The 19,751-nt window shown below is 46.4% G+C and carries 15 protein-coding genes; 7 read left to right on the top strand and 8 right to left on the bottom strand.

Going from position 1 to position 19,751, the window contains the following annotated elements; all coding sequences use genetic code 11:
• Positions 1-21: 21 nt before the first annotated feature.
• From CWB99_RS00505 to CWB99_RS00495, 3 genes are all read left to right on the top strand, one after another.
• Entirely contained in the window at positions 22-294 is a 273-nt protein-coding gene (locus CWB99_RS00505) for a DUF3081 domain-containing protein (RefSeq protein WP_138551938.1), read from the top strand.
• Positions 295-426: 132 nt separating this feature from the next.
• On the top strand, positions 427-2,025 hold the full coding sequence (locus CWB99_RS00500) for an AbgT family transporter (protein WP_138543361.1): 1,599 nt from the start codon (positions 427-429) through the stop codon (positions 2,023-2,025).
• A gap of 143 nt (positions 2,026-2,168) precedes the next feature.
• Positions 2,169-2,804, top strand: coding sequence for a glutathione S-transferase family protein (locus tag CWB99_RS00495; RefSeq protein WP_138551939.1), 636 nt, complete (start codon positions 2,169-2,171; stop codon positions 2,802-2,804).
• 42 nt (positions 2,805-2,846) lie between these two features.
• Here CWB99_RS00495 and CWB99_RS00490 read toward each other — a convergent pair whose 3' ends face one another.
• Together CWB99_RS00490 and dapA are read right to left on the bottom strand one after the other, a co-directional pair.
• Positions 2,847-4,145 carry a DEAD/DEAH box helicase gene (locus CWB99_RS00490; protein WP_138551940.1) on the bottom strand — a complete coding sequence of 433 codons (1,299 nt, stop codon included), beginning with the start codon at positions 4,143-4,145 and terminating at the stop codon, positions 2,847-2,849.
• Positions 4,146-4,224: 79 nt separating this feature from the next.
• Entirely contained in the window at positions 4,225-5,139 is a 915-nt protein-coding gene (gene dapA / locus CWB99_RS00485; RefSeq protein WP_138552031.1) for a 4-hydroxy-tetrahydrodipicolinate synthase, read from the bottom strand.
• 151 nt (positions 5,140-5,290) lie between these two features.
• On the opposite strand from dapA, the gene CWB99_RS00480 reads away from it, so the two are divergent.
• Complete coding sequence (locus tag CWB99_RS00480; protein ID WP_138551941.1) at positions 5,291-5,944, top strand: DUF6058 family natural product biosynthesis protein; 654 nt, start codon at positions 5,291-5,293, stop codon at positions 5,942-5,944.
• 31 nt (positions 5,945-5,975) lie between these two features.
• Here the strand turns inward: CWB99_RS00480 and CWB99_RS00475 are convergent, their stop codons facing one another.
• The gene (locus tag CWB99_RS00475) at positions 5,976-6,233 is read right to left on the bottom strand and encodes a hypothetical protein (protein WP_138552032.1); all 258 of its coding nucleotides are present in this window, start codon (positions 6,231-6,233) and stop codon (positions 5,976-5,978) included.
• Positions 6,234-6,454: 221 nt separating this feature from the next.
• Positions 6,455-9,859 carry a rhombosortase-dependent cadherin domain-containing protein gene (locus CWB99_RS00470; protein ID WP_138552033.1) on the bottom strand — a complete coding sequence of 1,135 codons (3,405 nt, stop codon included), beginning with the start codon at positions 9,857-9,859 and terminating at the stop codon, positions 6,455-6,457.
• Positions 9,860-10,119: 260 nt separating this feature from the next.
• On the opposite strand from CWB99_RS00470, the gene CWB99_RS00465 reads away from it, so the two are divergent.
• Complete coding sequence (locus CWB99_RS00465; protein WP_138551942.1) at positions 10,120-11,967, top strand: TonB-dependent receptor; 1,848 nt, start codon at positions 10,120-10,122, stop codon at positions 11,965-11,967.
• Between the two features lie 62 nt (positions 11,968-12,029).
• Here the strand turns inward: CWB99_RS00465 and CWB99_RS00460 are convergent, their stop codons facing one another.
• Complete coding sequence (locus CWB99_RS00460; protein WP_138551943.1) at positions 12,030-12,425, bottom strand: cytochrome b562; 396 nt, start codon at positions 12,423-12,425, stop codon at positions 12,030-12,032.
• 81 nt (positions 12,426-12,506) lie between these two features.
• Between CWB99_RS00460 and CWB99_RS00455 the strand changes: the two genes are divergently transcribed.
• Positions 12,507-13,559, top strand: coding sequence for an ABC transporter substrate-binding protein (locus CWB99_RS00455; protein ID WP_138551944.1), 1,053 nt, complete (start codon positions 12,507-12,509; stop codon positions 13,557-13,559).
• Positions 13,560-13,748: 189 nt separating this feature from the next.
• Positions 13,749-15,389 (top strand): S8 family serine peptidase, encoded by a 1,641-nt coding sequence (locus CWB99_RS00450; protein ID WP_138551945.1) that lies wholly within the window; start codon positions 13,749-13,751, stop codon positions 15,387-15,389.
• 63 nt (positions 15,390-15,452) lie between these two features.
• On the opposite strand, the gene CWB99_RS00445 is transcribed toward CWB99_RS00450, so the two are convergent.
• From CWB99_RS00445 to CWB99_RS00435, 3 genes are all read right to left on the bottom strand, one after another.
• Entirely contained in the window at positions 15,453-16,268 is an 816-nt protein-coding gene (locus CWB99_RS00445) for a DMT family transporter (RefSeq protein WP_138551946.1), read from the bottom strand.
• Positions 16,268-17,221, bottom strand: a complete 954-nt coding sequence (locus tag CWB99_RS00440) for a phosphotransferase (RefSeq protein WP_138551947.1) — start codon at positions 17,219-17,221, stop codon at positions 16,268-16,270. Before CWB99_RS00440 ends, CWB99_RS00445 begins: the two co-directional genes overlap by 1 nt.
• 161 nt (positions 17,222-17,382) lie before the next feature.
• Positions 17,383-19,635 carry an acyl-CoA dehydrogenase gene (locus CWB99_RS00435; protein WP_138551948.1) on the bottom strand — a complete coding sequence of 751 codons (2,253 nt, stop codon included), beginning with the start codon at positions 19,633-19,635 and terminating at the stop codon, positions 17,383-17,385.
• Positions 19,636-19,751: the final 116 nt, after the last annotated feature.

The raw sequence follows: 19,751 nt of genomic DNA, 5'->3' as shown, positions 1-19,751 counted from the left end.
TTGCTATGACAGGAGTATGATATGAAAAATGAAATAGATAGTCGTCAAATACTCGCCGTATATGAATACATTCAGCAACATGGTGAAACAGACGAAAACGGTAAGCTGTTTGAAGGGATCCGTGCCTACTCAGATCCCGATGGATATACCATTTACCTTGAAGGCAGTGCTTTGTTACTCAGGTTTGGTTTTCACAATACTTATCATATGGATTACCAGCACGAAAAGAATAAAGAGGACTTCATCAATAAGCTCAACTTTATATACCAAATGGCTAACGAGGCCAAAGATTGACCTTTATTGTTAGGTACAGCTGAGTATTTTACTCATTTTGTCTCAGAATCTTTCAAAATTAACGCTTTGCTATAAACCTAGCGAGTGATTGGTGGTAGAGTAACGGCATTTTTTATAACCGAGAAATTTGCTATGTCGAATGCTGTAGAGACGTCAGCTGATCAATCCAACCAAAAGCAAGGCGGCCTGTTTAACCGCTTTTTAGCAACGGTTGAGTTTCTGGGCAATATGCTGCCCCACCCCATCACTCTGTTTGCGATGTTCTGTGTCGCCATTGTCGTTTTCAGTGGCATTGCCGACTGGATGGGCCTCAGTGCCATAGATCCTCGCCCAGAAGGAGCAAAAGGTCGCGCACCAGACGGTGTGATTGAGGTAGTAAGCCTGATGAGCGCAGAAGGTCTGCAGCGTATTGTCACCGGACTCGTTACTAACTTTACCGGCTTTGCGCCGCTTGGAACCGTTCTGGTCGCACTTCTGGGTGTAAGTGTTGCAGAACACTCAGGTATGCTCTCTGCAGCAATGCGAGGCATGGTAATGGGCGCATCGAAACGCCTTGTTACCTTTATGGTTGTGTTTGCTGCGATTCTTTCGAATACCGCTTCAGAACTCGGTTATGTTGTTTTAATTCCATTGGCAGCGATGATATTCCATAGCCTGGGACGCCATCCATTGGCAGGCCTGGCTGCTGCATTTGCAGGTGTTTCGGGTGGTTACAGTGCAAACTTATTGCTGGGCACCATAGATCCTCTGCTTGCCGGTATTACCACCCCTGCAGCTCAGATGATCGACCCTAGCTATCAGGTTGGGCCAGAAGCAAACTGGTATTTCATGATGATTTCTGTATTCCTGATTGCCATCGTCGGTACCTGGGTAACAGAGGCTATTGTTGAACCTCGACTGGGTAAATATAACCCGGATGAAGCCAGTATCGATCTCTCAAGCAACAATATTGAACACCTCACTGACAAAGAAAAGTCTGGTCTAAAGTGGGCCGGTGTTGCCTTACTGGTTGTTTCTGCTCTGCTAGCATTAACCATAGTCCCGGAAAATGGCATTCTGCGTCACCCGGAAACAGGCGCGGTCGCAGGCTCTCCTTTCCTTAAGGGTATAGTTGTATTTATCTTTGTGACATTCGCTATTCCGGGATTTGTCTATGGACGCGTTGTTGGCACCATGCGCAACGATCGTGACGTCATTGATGCCATGAGTAAGAGCATGAGTTCGATGGGCATGTATATCGTGCTGGTATTCTTTGCCGCTCAGTTTGTTGCCTTCTTTAAATGGACAAACTTGGGCACTATTCTGGCTATCAACGGCGCCGCTATGCTGCAGGCACTGAACCTGACAGGACCAGAAGTCTTTGTATTGTTTATCTTAATGTGTGCGGTTGTTAACCTAAGTCTTGGCTCTTCATCGGCTCAGTGGGCAGTTACGGCGCCAATTTTTGTGCCTATGCTAATGCTGGTTGGCTACGCCCCTGAAACGATTCAGGCCGCTTACCGTATTGGTGACTCAGTAACTAACCTGATCACACCTATGATGAGTTATTTTGGCCTGATCCTGGCCGTTGCTACCAAATATAAAAAGGATATGGGAATTGGTACTCTGGTCGCAACCATGCTGCCTTACAGTATGTGTTTCTTTATCGGCTGGGTAGCACTTTTCTATATCTGGGTGTTTGGGTTTGGCTTACCTGTCGGGCCTAATTCACCGATTTATTATCAACCCTAACTAAATGATGCCAGCGCTTGCTGGCATTTTTTTTGGCGAATATGCAAGGTTCTATTTGTTTAATAGTCGATGCTGTCCTACAGTCCTATAGGAATCGCCGAAAAGGAGTTTACACCTACGACATAAACTATTTAAGGCTAACCATGTATACACTGTTTTACTATCCACGCAATGCGAGTTTAGCACCCCACTTTGTTCTAGAAGCCCTCCAGGTCCCTTATCAGCTTGAACTTGTCGACAGAAAAAAAAATGTTCAAAGATCGGCACAGTATTTACGGCTCAACCCTACAGGAAGGATCCCTACTCTGGTAGACGACGAGTTTGTTCTGTTTGAGAGTGCTGCAATATGCCTCTATTTATGTGAAAAACACCCCGAAGGGAACCTAATACCTTCTGAGTCACAGCACAGAGCTGAGTTTTATCAATGGCTGATGTATCTCACAACAACAGTACAAGCAGAGTTGATGATTTATTTTTATCCGGAGCGACATACACAAAGTGCACTGATGTATGATGATATTATTCGGACTCAGCAATCGCGGGTTCAGGACATGCTCACTATACTGGACAGGCACCTTGCAGATAAGACCTATATGGTCGGTGAGCAATTCACAGTCTGTGACTGCTATTTATTTATGCTGTGCATTTGGGCTGACGAGCTTGCAAAACCTCCCCTACAGTTCGAGCATCTGGGGCGTTACTTAGCAGGTATATCAAGACACCCAGCTATTGAAGCGGTATGTAAGAAAGAAGGGACAGAATTAGGCATGTATCGCTGAACGCTGAGATCTGGTCCATATGGCCAGATCTCAAACACTGAATTACTTTTGTAATTTTAGCTGAGCGCCTTTTAATCTCTGACGTACATTACTAATTTTAGAACGGTTTTTAGCACGAGCTTCGCCACTGGCCTGGTTGCTCGGACGGTTGGTACGTGCTTTTCGACGCTGATGAGACGGCTTCTTGGCCAAATTCTCAATCAGGTTTTCTCGGTTGGCAACCTCATATCCTGGTAAATAGTAGCGTTTAATCTTTTGCTCAATCAAGGTTTCAATGTGGATAAGAGTTTGCTCTTCCTCTCGCGCCACAAAAGAAATTGCCTGACCCGAATTGCCGGCACGACCAGTACGGCCTATACGGTGTACATAGTCTTCTGCCAGATACGGTAGGTCATAGTTAATGACGCGTGGCAAGCCATCAATGTCGATACCACGAGCCGCTACCTCAGTTGCCACTAATACCCTGACTTTACCTTCTTTAAATTCGCGCAATGCACGACGACGAGCCCCCTGACTCTTGTCACCGTGACATACAGTAGCACTGATACCATCCAATTCGAGCTCTTTGACCAGTTGATCCGCATCGTCTTTCATATTGACGAAAACCAGTACTTGCAACCAGTTTTTCTTGCCGATTAATTCTGAAAGTAACTCCTGCTTACGTTTTTGTTCAACCGGATAAACAACGTGTCTTACCGTTTCAGCGGTTGTATTCTCTTTGGCTGCCTGAACGAATTTTGGCTCTCGAAGCACTTGCTTTGCGAATTGTTTTACGGCTGTTGGGAAGGTCGCGGAGAACAACAACAGCTGTCTGTCTTCGCTAACCATGTTAATGACCTTCTGCATATCGGCAATAAAGCCCATATCCAGCATACGGTCCGCTTCATCCAATACCAGGTATTTAACCTGAGCAAGACTGACAGCACCTAAACGAATTAAGTCGAGCAAGCGGCCCGGTGTCGCAACCAGGATATCAACGCCCTGAGACAAGCGCTGTGTTTGACCATCTACGTTCACACCACCAAAGACAGCCTGAACGGTTAAAGGGGTATATTGACAAAATGCGTCGCAGTTATTGGCTATTTGCTCAGCCAACTCACGGGTTGGAGCCAGGATCAGCGCTCTTGGCGATGCTAGTGACTCTCCCTCCAGCAGACGGTGTATCACAGGCAATGCAAACGCTGCGGTTTTACCCGTTCCGGTTTGCGCCGTTGCCAGAACGTCGTGTCCACGCCTTACAACTGGAATAGCAGCTTGCTGTATCGGTGTCAGGGTATGGAAATTTAATTCATCAAGCGCCTGTAGTAAGGCATCGGGAAAACTGAAAGACTTAAAATTCATAGCAAAAAACCTGCGACCAATAATGAAGGGCCGCAGATTATACGCTATTTACAGGTTCAGTGTCACCAATAGTAAGCGGTTAATATAATTTAACATCGTCAGGGTTGATAACTGTCGCAGTATCACCGACCACTGCTTCATGACTCAGGCTGTTGATAAGCTCTGCGCCGATCTTCTGTTGTGCCTCGCTCAATGGCACATAAGGCAAGCGAAATACAGGCAATGCCGCGCCAGTCATTGCTAACGCTGTGTTAATCGCTATAGGGTTTGGTTCGCAGAACAACCAGTTCATCAATGGCTGCAACTGAGCGTTCAACTCATCATTCTTATTGTCCATCAGTGTTCGGAATAACTGCGGTACAAGATTTGAGGTAACCGAGATCACCCCATGTGATTGATGTAAATGGCGGCTATCATGAGCTTGATCATCGTTTCCAGACCAGCAAGCTATGCCCTTCTCTTCGTAATGGGCTATCCGTTCATGTCCCGCACATTCTTTCATACCAACAAAATTAGCGTGTTGAGCAAGCGGCTCTATGAGATCAGGTGTCAGGTCCTGACCTGTACGCCCTGGCACGTTGTAGATAAATGCAGGTCCTATTTCAAGCAAACGAGAAAAGTGCTCATTCAACCCTGCCTCTGACGTACGTCCATAATATGGATTGATCTGCAGTGCGGCATCCATTCCGGATGCAAAACCATATTCCGTTGCTTTGACCGCTTCACGGGTATTGTTACTGCCGGTATTGCCGACAATCACCAGCCTGTCTGAAAATTTGTTAACACTGTGGGCGATAAGCATCAAGTGCTCTTCCCAGTTCATCAACTGGCCTTCACCTGTGGTACCACCCACAATGATCCCATCAACGCCCGCCGAGATTTGAGCATCGACAAGCCTGTCGAAGCCGGCAAGGTCGATATTACCATGCAAATCATAAGGTGTTTTGATAGCAGTAATTAAGCTGGCTTGTTTTATAGTTTCTATGTTGCGCATACGGATATCGTTTGGTTCTTTGTTGGCGCTAAGTTTTAACATAAATCAATGTCAGATCCGAGGGGCAAGTGGAAATTTTGTAAAACAACTTGCCTAAACAGATTGATTCCGACACAATAAAAACACTGTACATACAACCAGTGTTTGTTTTATGCGTCTGTCCCAACATCTTAATACACACTTCTTCAGTGCCGAAGAGCTATGCAGCACGCTCAGAATCACGCAAGACCAACTGCTCCATTGGCAGGAGTCGTGTATTTTTCCCAATGCCAGTTACAGCCTGGAAAACCAAATAAAATGCAGCTCCTATCTTGGCCTATATGAATGTGTTGAGCATACGGAGTATTACCCACGAGGAGCGGAACAATGGGGTCAATTGCTACTAAAACATCAGGTAGAGCAATCATCGCATGCCTTTGAATTGTTCCAACAAAAGTACACCCAGACATTGAGCAAATGTGCACAACAAGGCTTGATCAGCCATGATTGTCGGTTTAACGAAGATTTACCTGAGCACATTCAGCAAAGCTGGCAACAATACTTGTGCAGCAAGTACGGTGTTATCAGCCAAAACGGACTCGTGGAAGAGGTCGTATTCATTGACTTAGGCCGTGCGCTGGTTGACGCATTAACGGAGGAGCGCACAGCCAGCCATATTCCAACAGAACACAGAGCTGAGCTGCTTAACGCACTGAAACTCTTGAACCGCTCGCTGAGTCATCATATGGAGCACGAAAAGCCCATGTCTATCCGTTATAAATACATTGAGTGCCTGGTCGCAAAATACGACCTATCAATTCGCTAGCCAGTGCGCTCTGCAGGTAACCATTGATTGGCTAATGGGCCTGCTCATAGTGGGCCCGAAAAATTTCAAACGCCTTTAAAACGGTCAGTTGATCTGGGCATAAGGCATCGTACCAGGTATCAAACTGGCTATCATCATCTTGCTCACTCAATGCCAGATACTGTGCTAACAGCTCAATGATATCGCCATGCGTGCAGCTCAGGTTATCCAGTTGCTTTAATTGCTCTGAATGGTCTTTATTTTGTAATTCAGCAATGACGCTGTTATCCAATTGTTGTGTTTTGTCCATCATGACGAATTCCTGTTTCTCAATCCATAGCTAGTTATATCAGCCTAGTCCGTAAGATCCAGTGCTTTGTATGCCGTTCGCTCAATCTATCAACAATTTGTTATAAAAAGTAACCTTAGTTCGACAAAACTGCGCGCAACGTACAAATTTTATGCTACTTCATAACACAAAAAAGGCGAGCCGGTATGCACTGACTCGCCTTGAATTCGTCTTCTATCAGATTACTTACGTCTTCTGCGTAGCATCACTAATGGTAAACTTAGAAGTGACAACCAAGCGAATGAACCTGAATCACCATCATCATCGTCATCATCGTTACCGCGCAGGTCTCTGATTGTGACATGCACTTCAGCATGGTTAGACAAGTTACCATAGGTATCTTCAGCCTGAACACCAAAGTAAACCTCTTCCTGGAACTCAAAGTCCAACTCTTTCGCAACGATTACATTGCCCTCAGCGTCAACACTAAAGAAGCTGTCACCATAGACGTGGAACTTAGCTACAGGCGATACCTCTACATCTGGGTCGCTGAAGTCAAGTTGACCGACAACGGTACCAATTGGTGTATTCTCTGCTACTTCGAAGCTCTGATTAGATTCTATAACCGGAGAAGCGTCATAGATATTGACTGCGAAGCTTGCTGAAACTTCATACTCACCATCTGTTGCATGTAGTTTAACATCACCGTTGAATACGCTGCTCGCTATACCGCTCAGCACACCATCTGTGAATCTCAGGCCCGGGATCTGCGGCTCAATTGACAGGGTAATATCTTCACTGTCCAAATCAGAAACCTTACCATTAAAGTCTACTTCAACAGCCTGGCCTAACATGATTTCAAGGTTTTCAAGCTCTGCGATAACAGGCATGTCATTGACGCTTTCAACGTTAAGCTCAACGGTTACCTCTTGTGTCGACTCGGCTTTTTCAGCAGTACCGGTGAACTTGAAGGAATCTTCCCCAGTAAAGTCAGCGTCTGGCTTGTAGGTCACCATGTCAAACTTATCCAGCGCAACAACAGCGCCAACAGCCAATAGCTCTTCTCCCAGCATCAAATCGCCTGATTCAGGTAGCTCGGCAATTTCGACCGATGCAAATGCATTTTTGAACCTGTCTGCAAATGCAGGTGCAACACTCGCTGAAGAGTCTTCATCCAGCGTGATTTCATAATGCTCGTCGGTGGCTGATGCAACTTTGTAAGCACTGCGTCCATGTGTGAATGCAAAGACTTCATTACCATGGAATGTCACCTTAGCAACATTGGTATTTGCCAGGCCTGAACCATCAGCAAACCAGTTTTCACCGCCATCTATCGAAATAAACACACCTAGATCGGTACCAATAATGATGCGCTTCGCATTTTTCGGGTCAACCGCCACAGACGTTGCTGGCACGTTCGGAATGCCCTTATCAATCGGCATCCAGCTCTTACCACCGTCAGTGGTCTTCCATACATGTGCCTGATCAAAAGTCGATACAGTTGCGTAAGCAATTTCGTCATCTGTCGGGTCAAATGCTATCGCACTGATCGTTGCGCGAACGCCTTCATCACCGATTTTGAAGCTATTCCAAGGTGTCGAAGCATCCGCTTCACCCGCATTATAATTAATGTAGATATAACCTTCTCGGGTACCCGCAGCTACAATGTTTTCGTCTTGCGGAGCAATTCCGATTGCATAAACCGAACTGTCCAGTACCGGGCTACCTGCCACCCAGTTTTCAGCCTGATCAGTAGTACGCCACAGCTGGTTACCGCCTATCCACAGAACCTGTGGGTTAGATGGCGCCATTTCGAAACGTGTAATAAACGGGAAGCCATCACCAGTAATACCATTGAAAGAATCAGCAAATGTCACACCGCCATCAGTCGATTTCTGTATAGATAGGTTGGTATATTCACTGAACAACACATTTGGATTAGTTGGATCAACTGCTGTCCAGCCACCGTCACCACCAGTGATTTCACGCCACTCATTAAATCCGCCGTCTTCACCAAGCAATGTACCATTATCCTGTGTACCACCAAAATAAGCCGTACCATCAGGCATTACTGTACCGTGGTAGAATTGCGTTACCGCATACCCATTATTGAGTGTTTGCCAATTCACTTTTCCTTTAGGGTCATTTGATGCACCACAGACTTGTTGAAGATCTAGACGCTCATCAAGCGCGTTGTCCGTTCTTTGGATACCACCATCGTTACCCACGAACATGGTCGTGTTGTTCACACCATCATATGCAGGGTGGAAAACAATGGTATGTTGGTCTGCATGAGCATACAGCTCATGATCCATATCAAACCACCAGATACTGGTCGGTACGAAGGTCTTGCCGCCGTCATCTGACCGGAATGTATCAATACCACCGGTCCACACAACGTCAGGGTTTACTGGGTCAACGGCAATAATGCTGTCATACCAGCCTTGGTTGAAGAATTGAGGCTCAGGACCATACCCACACTGAGGGAATAACCCGTAAACAGTGTTACTAAGTAGTAATCGGCTAAAATCATCCGCCGTGTCTCGAGTCACAGTTGCGTTCCAGGTAGCCCCCATGTCTTCTGACTTGTAAACCGCTTCCATACCGTGGTCATCAATATTCGCCAGCAGCGCATACATGATGTTGTTGTCAGACGGTGCTACTGCAATCGTCGAGCGGCCTTGGGTTTCAAGTTCCAGTACTGCCGCCCAGGTATCACCACCATCGGCGCTTCGGTGCATACCACCTGTATCAAAAGAACCACAAGCGGTGACCAGTACGTCATGATCGCCACCATCGACTACGGTCAGATCAGTACAGCCAACAGCCGCCTCCTCTTTTACGAATACGGTTTCCCAACTGGTGCCATTGTCTTTTGAGCGCTGAACACCACCGCGGGTGGCCGCATAAAGTGTCGACGGATCGTTCTGACTAAATACGATTTTATTAGTGTAGTGGAATAGCTCATTACCAGCAGTCGCTTCCAGCTGCGTCCAGGTCATACCGCCATCAGTTGACTTAAAGATACCATCGCCGCGTAACGCATCTGCATTGAAAAAACCTTCACCAGTACCTGCGTAGATAGTGTTAGGGTCGTTTGGTGCAAAAGTCAGAGTTGTTACTGCCAGGTTTGTTGCTAAATCACTGAGCGGTTGCCATGATTTGCCGGCATCTGTTGTTTTCCAGACACCACCAGCAACACCAGCGGTGTACATAGTATCGTGCTCAGTTGGGTGAATGATCAAGGCTCTGGTACGGCCGCCTATGTTGCCCGGGCCAAGCTCTTCCCACTGCCCAAGTTCACGGTGGACCCCATCTGGAGAGTTAAGTTGCGGCACATAATCAAAGACAATCTTGTTATCTGCCAGAGAATAACGGCGCATATTCTTAATATCTTCAAGCGCCTGTGAATACTTTTCAGTCGGTATTGTCTCTACGCCTTTAGGCAAACGCTGCGAAATATAAAACTCTTGTGCCTCTTTCGGCTTGTCATAACGTTTCGGTGAATTGGCTTTTTTCTCAGCTTTTGCAGCCAGATAATCAGCCTTCTGATCGTATGGCGTCTGTTGCGCATGTTGATATGTCAAATAACTGGCACCGCCCAGCGCTATCGCCACAGCTAGGCTAACAGGATGTAAGAGTTTCATATTTTTCCCTTCAGTTTATTTATCGTTTTAATTAAATGTCAGCAAACCGAAATACCAGTTTACTTTTGAACCGTTCACACCAAAAAACGTCAATAAAGTTAAGCACAAATACAGAAAGTTACAAACAATGTCATTTCACCGCATTTGCTTTAACTTCATTAGCAATTAAAGGTACATTGAAAATGTAACAATAACAGAATTTCATCAAATATGAATGAGTTCTTAACGAGTAAGAACAACTAACTTAGGGTTTGCAGTACATGATCCAGTGTTTACTATTATCCACGATCGCGACGCAAGGCAGCGCTATTGAGACAATTGAAGTCATAGGCGGGAAAAATTTACTTGCCTCAGAGTCATTTACAAACGTTAACATTACACATATTGGCAAGGAAGATTTGCATGGTGCTAACAACACTATTGCAGATTGGATAATACAGGTTCCAGGCGTTGCGCTAAATGGTCAGGGTGGCCTATATCAGAGTTATAGTATACGAGGCCTCAGCCGCTGGCGTGTCAGGACGGAAGTCAACGGTATTGTCTTACTGACCGACAGACGTGCTGGCAACTCAGCCTCATTTATTGACCCCGGTTTACTGCAGCTTGCCAGTGTCCAAAAAGGCCCTGCCGCTATGCTCTATGGTTCAGAAGCAATAGGAGGCGTCATTTCCATGAGTTCAGTTCAGGGGGAGCAAGATACGCTGGAACTAGGCTATGAAGACACAGGAAATGGTCGTCGTTTCCTTGCTGTTACAGGCGAAGAGCACTACAACCTGGCGTTTGCATATAGGAAGAAAGAAAAAAGCTACGCGCCAAACGGCGACGAGCTGAACAATGGGTTTGAGCAATTTTCTTCTAGTTTACGCTACCAGCATACGCTCACCAATGGTATCGAACTGAACATGTCATGGCTCCCATCCCTCAGTAAAGACGTTGGAAAAAATAGTGTCACTTTCCCTGACAGCCAGATAGCGACTTATCCCGAAGACTTGCATAGTCTGGCACAACTGTCATTGAACTCTGAGACTTGGTTTGTCAATGTGTTTCACCACTATCAGAACTGGGATAGCGATGTCACACGCCTTGGTAAAAGACATAACTTAACTCAATATCAGGCACATACATTAGGTACTAACTTGTATCACGAATACGACTGGCAAGGTATTCCTTTGCGCGCAGGCTTAGACTGGACGGCAAGGCGTGGTGTCTCCATTACGGATCAGGAGTCAGACCTGAAAGCTGTCAACGACCCAACTAATAGTACTTTGCTCAATGGCAAACAGGATAATATTGCAGCCTTTATAAACGGTATATGGGAAGACAAGGGCTGGAGAGTCGATTTCGGTGCGCGCTTTGATCACTTCAGTGCCAGTAACTTTGGCCGCAGTAAATCAGATAGTCACATCAGTCACAGCATTGGGGTTACCAAACAATGGCAATCCCATAGTCTGTCATTAAATTATGCCAGTGCATTCAGGTTCCCCACACTTACAGAACTATATTTTAATGGTGTTACACCAAGAGGAAATACTCTGGGCAATGATACGCTTGAGCCTGAGACAAGCCAGGGATTTGAACTGACTTATCGCCTGGAAAAAGACAATATAGATACCACAGTGAACTTGTTTCATACCCGATTGGATGACTATATAGAAAGAGTCAAACTGGTGTCGGGAGACAGGACCTATCAAAATCTCGACCAGGCAATAATTTCGGGCGCTGAAGTTGCCACCAACATAGAAGTCAGTGATGCACTGTCTTATACTTTTGGCTACACACACCAGCAAGGTAAAAGTAAATCAGGCGATCATCTTGCGGACATTTCACCCAGCAAGCTTAGCCTGTCTGGCCACTATGCCTGGCAATCCTTTGAGTTCGCACCCGCAGTCCATTATCAACTGGCAAAACAAAATGTTGGCTCTGGTGAAGCGGCATTGAAGCGCAGCCTTGTCGCAGACCTAAATATGAGTTGGTATATGGATGAAAGCTGGACGCTAAGAGCGGGCGTACTAAACCTCTTCAACCGTTTACATCGAACCACAGCAGACGAAGATGCGCCCTATCATGCCGAGCGAACCATAAAACTTGATATTAGCTGGCAAATTTAGAGCTCTTTTGCCCTGGGGCGCAATCATTGCGTGGCTCCCGGGCAATACGAAAGCGCACAATGTTATTTACCAAACAGCAGCTCCCAAAAACCAGGTGGCTCGTGCAATTTGTGATAGTCTTTGCGCAATACATCCACTTCTTTTAGCAAGTGCTTGGCCTGTTGGATTTGCTTTTGAGCCAGCAAGCTTTGCGCTTCGTTTATTACTCCCGCCACTTTGTCAAGTCCCTGTAATGACTCAGCTTTAACATCGGTTTTAAAATGATGTTGTTTACTTTGCTGCAGGAGTGACAACATAGTATCCAGATGTCTATTGATCTCTTGCGCTTCTGTGGCTTCCATCGCTTGCTTATATGCGTGACCCATATTTTTCATGGTCTGATTTAAATCCTGGCCTTGTGATGCAATAGCCGACTGGACAAAAAACAATGAAAAAATAATAATTACCAGGCGTTTCATTTTCCCCCCTTATTTAAGAATGGACTAGTATATAAGTAAAAACGTGGCAAACAAACTAACGTCTTCATATTGAGAGGTGTAATGGAACGATTAATTATCCCGGTCGCCACACTGTTTTTTGTTGCATTCACCATTTACGCCCAGCCAATTACAGTCACTTTTATAAATCCAGGCCATAAACAAGACAACCCGACCGGTGCATTCTGGCACAATGTATCTAAGGTTATGGATGCTGCTGCAGAAGATCTAGATATCCAGTTAGAGACGCTGTACGCGGAACGAAATCATATCGTTATGAAGAAACTCGCTCAACAAGCACTCCTTTCCAGTGCAGACTATTTGGTATTGGTCGACGAAAAAGGAGTGATTACAGACGCATTGCTTACAGCAACAGGCGAACATAAACGGGTTTCATTTTTGCTCAACAGCCCCGACAAACTAGCGCAGAAACGCCTCGCAGCCAAAGGGATTGGTGTACTAGGATCCGTCACCCCCGATAACTATCAGGCAGGCCGAGTGCTTGCACAACTACTCCATCAGTCTTTGCCAGATGAATTACAAAAAACAGGCGAACGTAGCACCATGCTAGCACTGCTCGGAGATGTCGCCACCAATGCCGCGATTGAACGAGAGCAAGGCTTACTTGGCTACACAAACAGACACTATGGGGTCAATCTGGTTGATCGGGTAGATGCACAATGGTCAGAAAAAAATGCTTATGATTTGGCAACAGGACTGCTGCAACGATTTCCGGATACAAGGCTGATCTGGTGTGCAAATGATGCTATTGCGCGTGGCGCCGCACGGGCTGCAACAGAACTTAATATCAGAGATCAAGTGCACATCGGCGGTATTAACTGGGACAAAGGGCACGAAAAGACCGTCGATGTATCGCTGGGCGGTCACGTTTTGCTAGGAGGCTATCTGTTAACCGAGATTAGAAAGTTCCATGATCGCAAGATAAGTGCAATCGGAGAGCAAAAAATTGCTATTTTTCGACCATATTCAGAAAACTTTAGACCATTGTATGACGCACTGCACGGTAGTGGCTTACGTGACATAGACTTCAAAAAGTTCACGACTGGCGGCCAAAGTTACAATATTAAGACACTGAATCAGCAAATAAAATTTTAATTTTTTTATTCTTTATATAAAAAATATATTACCACACAAGTTGCATATGCAACAAATTTCTATCCACGAAACCAGCCTCAATAGTATAAAAAATCCCCAAGCAAATATTCCTAATTTTTTCATTATTGACAGCGCTAGCATTCCCTGTTTTAGTTATAAGGGTTAACAACATGTAATAAAGGTAAACTTATGAAAACCAAAGTTCTAACAGGCGTAAAATACTCATTGCTGGCCCTGGGTGTCACAGCAGCACTAGGCACAGCGCAAGCCGCTGAAACGCAGCGTGTCATCGTTACAGTCAAAGACTCTGCAGTTGCTAATACACTTCCTATGCGTGTATCAGGCGCAGAACTGTCTCAGTTTAAAGCGCAGGGCCTTGTCAGCATCGCTTCACAGGCCAATGTTGAAGCGATTGAGACTTTGCCAAGTGTCAATGCTGTTGTTATGGAATTAACCTCTGAACAATTAGCAGAACTGGAAGCCAGTGGAAACGTTGAATCTGTAGAGGTGGATCCTAAGCGTTTTCTACCTGAAGTGAGCAGCCAAGCTATCTCTCCTTACGCAGAGTCAGTCCCTTACGGTATTACTATGGTTCAGGCAAACCAGGTTAGTGATAGCAGTGCCGGAAACAAGAAAGTCTGTATCATGGATACTGGCTACACACGCGGCCACCCTGACCTGCCAAACACAGGTGTTACCGGTAACGACGGTCACGGCTCTTATAACACTGGCAACTGGTATCAGGATGGCAATGGCCACGGTACACACGTTGCGGGTACGATTGCAGCCCTTGGTGGCAATGGCCAGGGTGTGGTTGGTGTCAATCCGTCGGGTCAACTTGGCTTACATATTGTAAAGGTCTTCAATGACCAGGGCCGCTGGGCTTACGGTTCAGACCTGATAAAAGCGATCGAGCAATGTGAAGCAGCAGGCGCAAACGTAACCAGTATGAGCTTAGGAGGCAGCGGTAGCTCAACAGCAGAACGCAATGCCTTTGCCCAAAGTGCTCAGCGTGGCATGTTACACATCGCAGCAGCTGGTAATGGCTCTAATAGCTCATTCAGCTACCCAGCCTCTTATGACGCAGTTGTTTCTGTTGCGGCTGTCGATAGCTCTGAAAGAGTCGCCTCATTTTCACAGTACAACAGCCAGGTTGAAATTGCAGGCCCGGGCGTGAATGTTAATTCAACCTGGAATGACAATGGCTATAAGAGCATCAGCGGTACATCCATGGCCACACCTCACGTCTCAGGTGTGGCAGCACTGGTCTGGAGCAACTTCCCAAGTTGTAGTGCAGATCAGATCCGCTCTGCGTTGAATGCAACTGCGAAGGACAAAGGTGCTGCTGGACGCGATAACTATTACGGCCACGGTATCGTACAGGCAAAAGCTGCCTATGACTATCTGACAAATGGAAACTGCAGTGGTCCAGGCCTTATCGCCGACTTCTCAGCAACACCAAACGGCCTGAGCGTTCAGTTCAGCAACAAATCAAGCGCAGGCTCTTATAGCTGGAGCTTTGGTGATGGTAATTCAAGCTCACAAACCAGCCCTAGTCACACTTATGCACAGGCAGGCACATATAACGTAACCCTGACAGTGACTGGTTCAAACAACAAAACGGCGACTAAGAGCCTGAGCGTTACTGTCACAGATGGTGGCAATGGTGGAGGCTGTAGCGGTGTTGAAGCTTGGAATTCAGGCACCTACTACAACACAGGCGATAAAGTGTCTTACAAAGGCTACGAGTATCAGGCTACCTGGTGGTCACTGGGCGCTCGTCCTGACATCTTCAGCAATGTATGGCGCAAAGGTGCACAATGTAAGTAATTAAACAAAGGCAGCGCTCATGGACGAGGTTGTCGCTCTGGGAGCAGGCACTTAGCTTGCTCCTTAGTATAAGGACAAGGTCCCGGCAAGGATCACAAAGATACTGAACCACTGGTGGCGTTTTAGAGTTTCTTTGTAAAAATAAACACCAAGTATTGCCGCACTGATAATACCGATCGCACGTTTAATGGCTTCCATAACTCCGGGCTGCAACTGTTGTAAAGCAATTAACTGACCTAACACAGCAAACGAAAACACGAATGCCGCACACCCCCACTGCCATTTGAAACTCAAAATTGATTTAATGGGTAACTCAGGCCTGAAAACAATACTGTTTATGAGTACCACAGACAAAGTCAGAAAAATCAGATGAAAGCTGACACTGCCAAACTCCAGTGCTTGTTTATCGAATACAATGCACATCCCCCAGCACAAAGCGGTTACCAGCATGTACCCAGTGCCCCGCTCTGCCATTGACAGCCTGCCTCCTTGCAATATAAACGACCCCAGGGTAATGGCCGCCAAGGCCACCAGCTCAGCTTCACCCAAGGGTTCTCCTAACCAGGCCCAAGCAAAAGCGCCAGACACCACAGGAGTGATAGACAATAAAGGGAGCATTACAGCAATTTTTCCTACCGCCAAACCGCGAATAAAACACACGCTGCCCAGAGCGGCAAGCAATCCACTGACTGTGCCCGGAATAAAGTACGCCGCATCAGGCAGAGGGGCTTCGAGCCAGGCCCAGTAAATCAGGTAGCCAGGTAACACCAGCAAACTGAACATAATTGACATTAAAGGTGCGCTAAATTGCTGAGCCAATTGCTTGCGCAAGAAATCAAAGCACGCCCAGCATAGAGCACTGAACAAAGCCATCAGCATTACGCTTCTCCGAGTTGTTCAAGGCAAAGCTCTGTTTGATGGAGCATGTATGATGTCAGTTTTTCATGGTCAGGTTTCCAGCCAAGTAAAAAACGATGAAAATCCGCCCACACAAACGTCCATAGGTGTCGCCAGCACTTTTCCAGATCAAGAAACTGCTCTTTGGGCCAGTGCTCAGCTAATGCCTCCGATAGCTGCTCAAAGTACACGTCAAGATACTGCTCAGCATGTAACTCCAGGTCGCGTCCACAATACAAACTACTAAGCAGCAGCATAACATCAGCAACTCCAATACCCTCTCCTATATGCTGGAAATCGTAGCCCAACGCCTGGTTCCGAGAAAAAGCGAAATTTGCCAATTTTGCATCTCCATGAATTAAGGTCTGATAGGGACAATCCAGCAATCGTTGGTCAATCTGGTTCGCACTGCTTTTAAGTAGGCCAGACATCATGCGTTCATACTCGTCTGGGCGTGTGCTTAAATGCCAGTAATTTCCTCGTCCGTATGTACCGCGCGAGGGCGAACTGACAAGCCCTATTGCGTGAAAACGCGCAAGCCATGTCATCATTTGAGTGACGTGCGAAGGGTCTGCTTTGCTGATGTTGTGATACCCCTGAGCTTCAAAGTCAGTAAACACAGAGATAAAAACCTGATTATGATTTGCAACAGCTTTTACCTCTGGCAAAGCACATTCACTAGCATAACTTTGCGCTGTATCGCGATAAAACATCAGTTCCTTTTCATAGGAGCGAAACTTGCGGTGCAGCGAATGCTCGCTTTGGGTAATATGCCTATGATCGAGCTGCGCGGGCACAGTCGCCACTTTCGCAACGAGCATGTCGCCCTGATAAGTGAACTTATAAATATGGCCACAGCCACTCCACAGCGCTTGGCTGTGCTGCGAATCTGGCAACATGGTCATGACGTGTGAAACAAGTGCGGAGGCTGACATAACATTCCCTGAGTTCTTAAGTTTATGTTGACAATAACGTACTGAAGATATGTTTATCTCACAGTGTAACACGTCTACAAATACTTCAAGGACAGCTATGACAAAGGCTTACGAAAAAGCCCCGGTTAAACGGGGCTTTGTAGAAAATAGTATTTTGCTGCTTATTGATTAACTGCAGACTTTACATTGCCTGACACTGCCTGGCCGTCCAGTAGGTTAAGGTCAAAGTCAAACTCGTCAACACGAATCGCTTTTTCACGTTTGCGGTTGTAGTCAATCAGCTGGGCATACTCGGTCTCAGTGATAACTTTGGCAATCAAGGCGTTGTCCAGTGTTTCATAGAAACGCACACCCGCTTTGATTTCACGCTTCTTCAGGGCCTTCTTCACTTTGCTCAGCAGATCCAAACATGCAATCTTAGCTTTATATGCTTGCTCGTTGATGTCGTGTCCATCGCCCGCTTGAGGCTTAACCAGATGTGTCAACTGGGCTTTAAACGCCGTATCCAACTGTGCTGCCGTCGCCAGTTCACGTATCATATCGTCGTTAATCTGCGGCATTGAATGGCTAAACTGCATTGTCAGTACTCGCATAAACTTACGCGTACCAGGTGCCGGGAAGTTATCCAGGAATTTATGCAGTGCCTGCTCTGCTTCAACCAGTGCATATCGTGTTGCATAGTGGAAGTAAGGTGCGGCAGCCTCTCGGTCTGTAACAGCCACTTTTTGCTCGTAGTACTTAATAGAAGCCATTGCTGCATACAGATAACTCATCACGTCGCCCAAACGCGCAGACAACATTTCAGCTTGTTTCAACTTTCCGCCCAAAACAAGTAGTGAAAAGTCTGCATACACTGCCAGTTTTGCTGACAAACGCTGTGCAGCTTTTTCATATTGTTGTACTTCTGGCAGGCTTGATTTACTGCCCGCAGTGAAGGGAAGCAAACCCAACTTGAATGCACGTAAGCTGTTTGCAACGCTGTAGCCAACTGTTTTACGCAAAATCTTGTTAAAGGTCTTGTCAGCGTTAGCCTCTTCGCTGTGAATTGCTTCAACCATTGACTGCAGGTAGGGATGACAGCGCATTACCCCCTGGCCAAAAATCATCAGGTTACGGGTAAGGATATTGGCACCTTCTACCGTAATTGCAATGGGTTGAGCCACGTACCCGCTGGCAAGCGTATTTTGTGGACCGTTCTGAATGGCTTTACCCGCTAAGATATCCATTGCGGAGTCCAGTACGTCTCGGCCTGTTTCCGTCATGTGATACTTTGCAATTGCCGTGACCACTGAAGGCTTCAGTCCCATTCCCAGACCTTCTGTAGTTAAAACACGCATGGCTTCTTGCAAGTAAGTTTTGCCCGCGATATCAGCCAGTTTTTCCTGAATGCCTTCAAACTGACCAATTGCCAACCCGAACTGCTCACGCACTGCTGCGTACTCAGACGCTGACTTAAGCGCAACCTGACTGGTAGATACGCCCAGTGCAGGCAATGAAATACCACGACCAGCACCCAGGCAGCTCACTAGCATCTGCCAACCTCGGCCGATGTTTTGCTGGCCACCAATAATAAAGTCCATTGGAATGAACACCTTCTCACCACGTGTAGTCCCGTTATAGAAACGAATACCCATAGGGTCGTGGCGATTGCCCAGTTCAACACCAGGATGCGATTTGGGGATTAACGCACAGGTAATTCCTAAAGATTCTTTACCACCTAACAAACCTTGCGGGTCCAGAACTTTAAACGCAAGGCCCAGCACTGTGGCAATCGGTGCCAGAGTGATATAGCGTTTGTCCCAGGTCACTTCCAGACCCAGAACCTCTTCACCGTTGTATTGACCTTTGGTTACGATCCCTTGATCAGGAATACCACCCGCATCTGAACCCGCTTCTGGGCTGGTTAACGCGAAACACGGAATGTCAGTTCCGTTCGCCAGGCGCGGCAAGTAGTGTGCCTGCTGCTCTTTAGTGCCGTAGTGCATCAGCAGTTCACCCGGACCCAATGAATTAGGTACCATGACCGTCACTGCCACTGCAGATGATTTGGTTGCAATGGTGCCAACTATGGTTGAGTTTGCATAAGGGCTGAACTCTCTGCCGCCGTACTCTTTTGGAATAATAAGAGAGAAAAAGCGCTCTTTTTTCAAAAACTCAAGGATGTGATCTGGCAAGTGCTTTTCGTTCTGGATCACAGAGTCATCGATCATCGCCATCAGTTCCTGTACAGGACCATCCAGGAAAGCTTGTTCTTCACTGCTTAATTTGGCTTCTGGTACCGCACGCAATGCGTCAAAGTCTGGTTTGCCGCGATAGATTGAGCCTTCGAGCCAGACATCTCCTGCATCAAGCGCTTCTTGCTCGGTAACTGAAATGCTAGGCAATATTTTTCTTAGTTGTGTTCTTAAACTCATAATAAACTCATCCGACCAGATTGATATAGTTACATTACGGCACAAAATTTCGTTTAGATCAATTACTCTAAGCCTTTTTTTAACGGCTTTTTTACTGAAAGGTCTGAGTTGTTTAA

This window comes from Pseudoalteromonas rubra (assembly GCF_005887095.1).
Classification (GTDB): domain Bacteria; phylum Pseudomonadota; class Gammaproteobacteria; order Enterobacterales; family Alteromonadaceae; genus Pseudoalteromonas; species Pseudoalteromonas rubra_E.
Note: the sequence above shows the minus strand (reverse complement) of the source record. Positions and strands in the feature narration are given on the sequence as shown.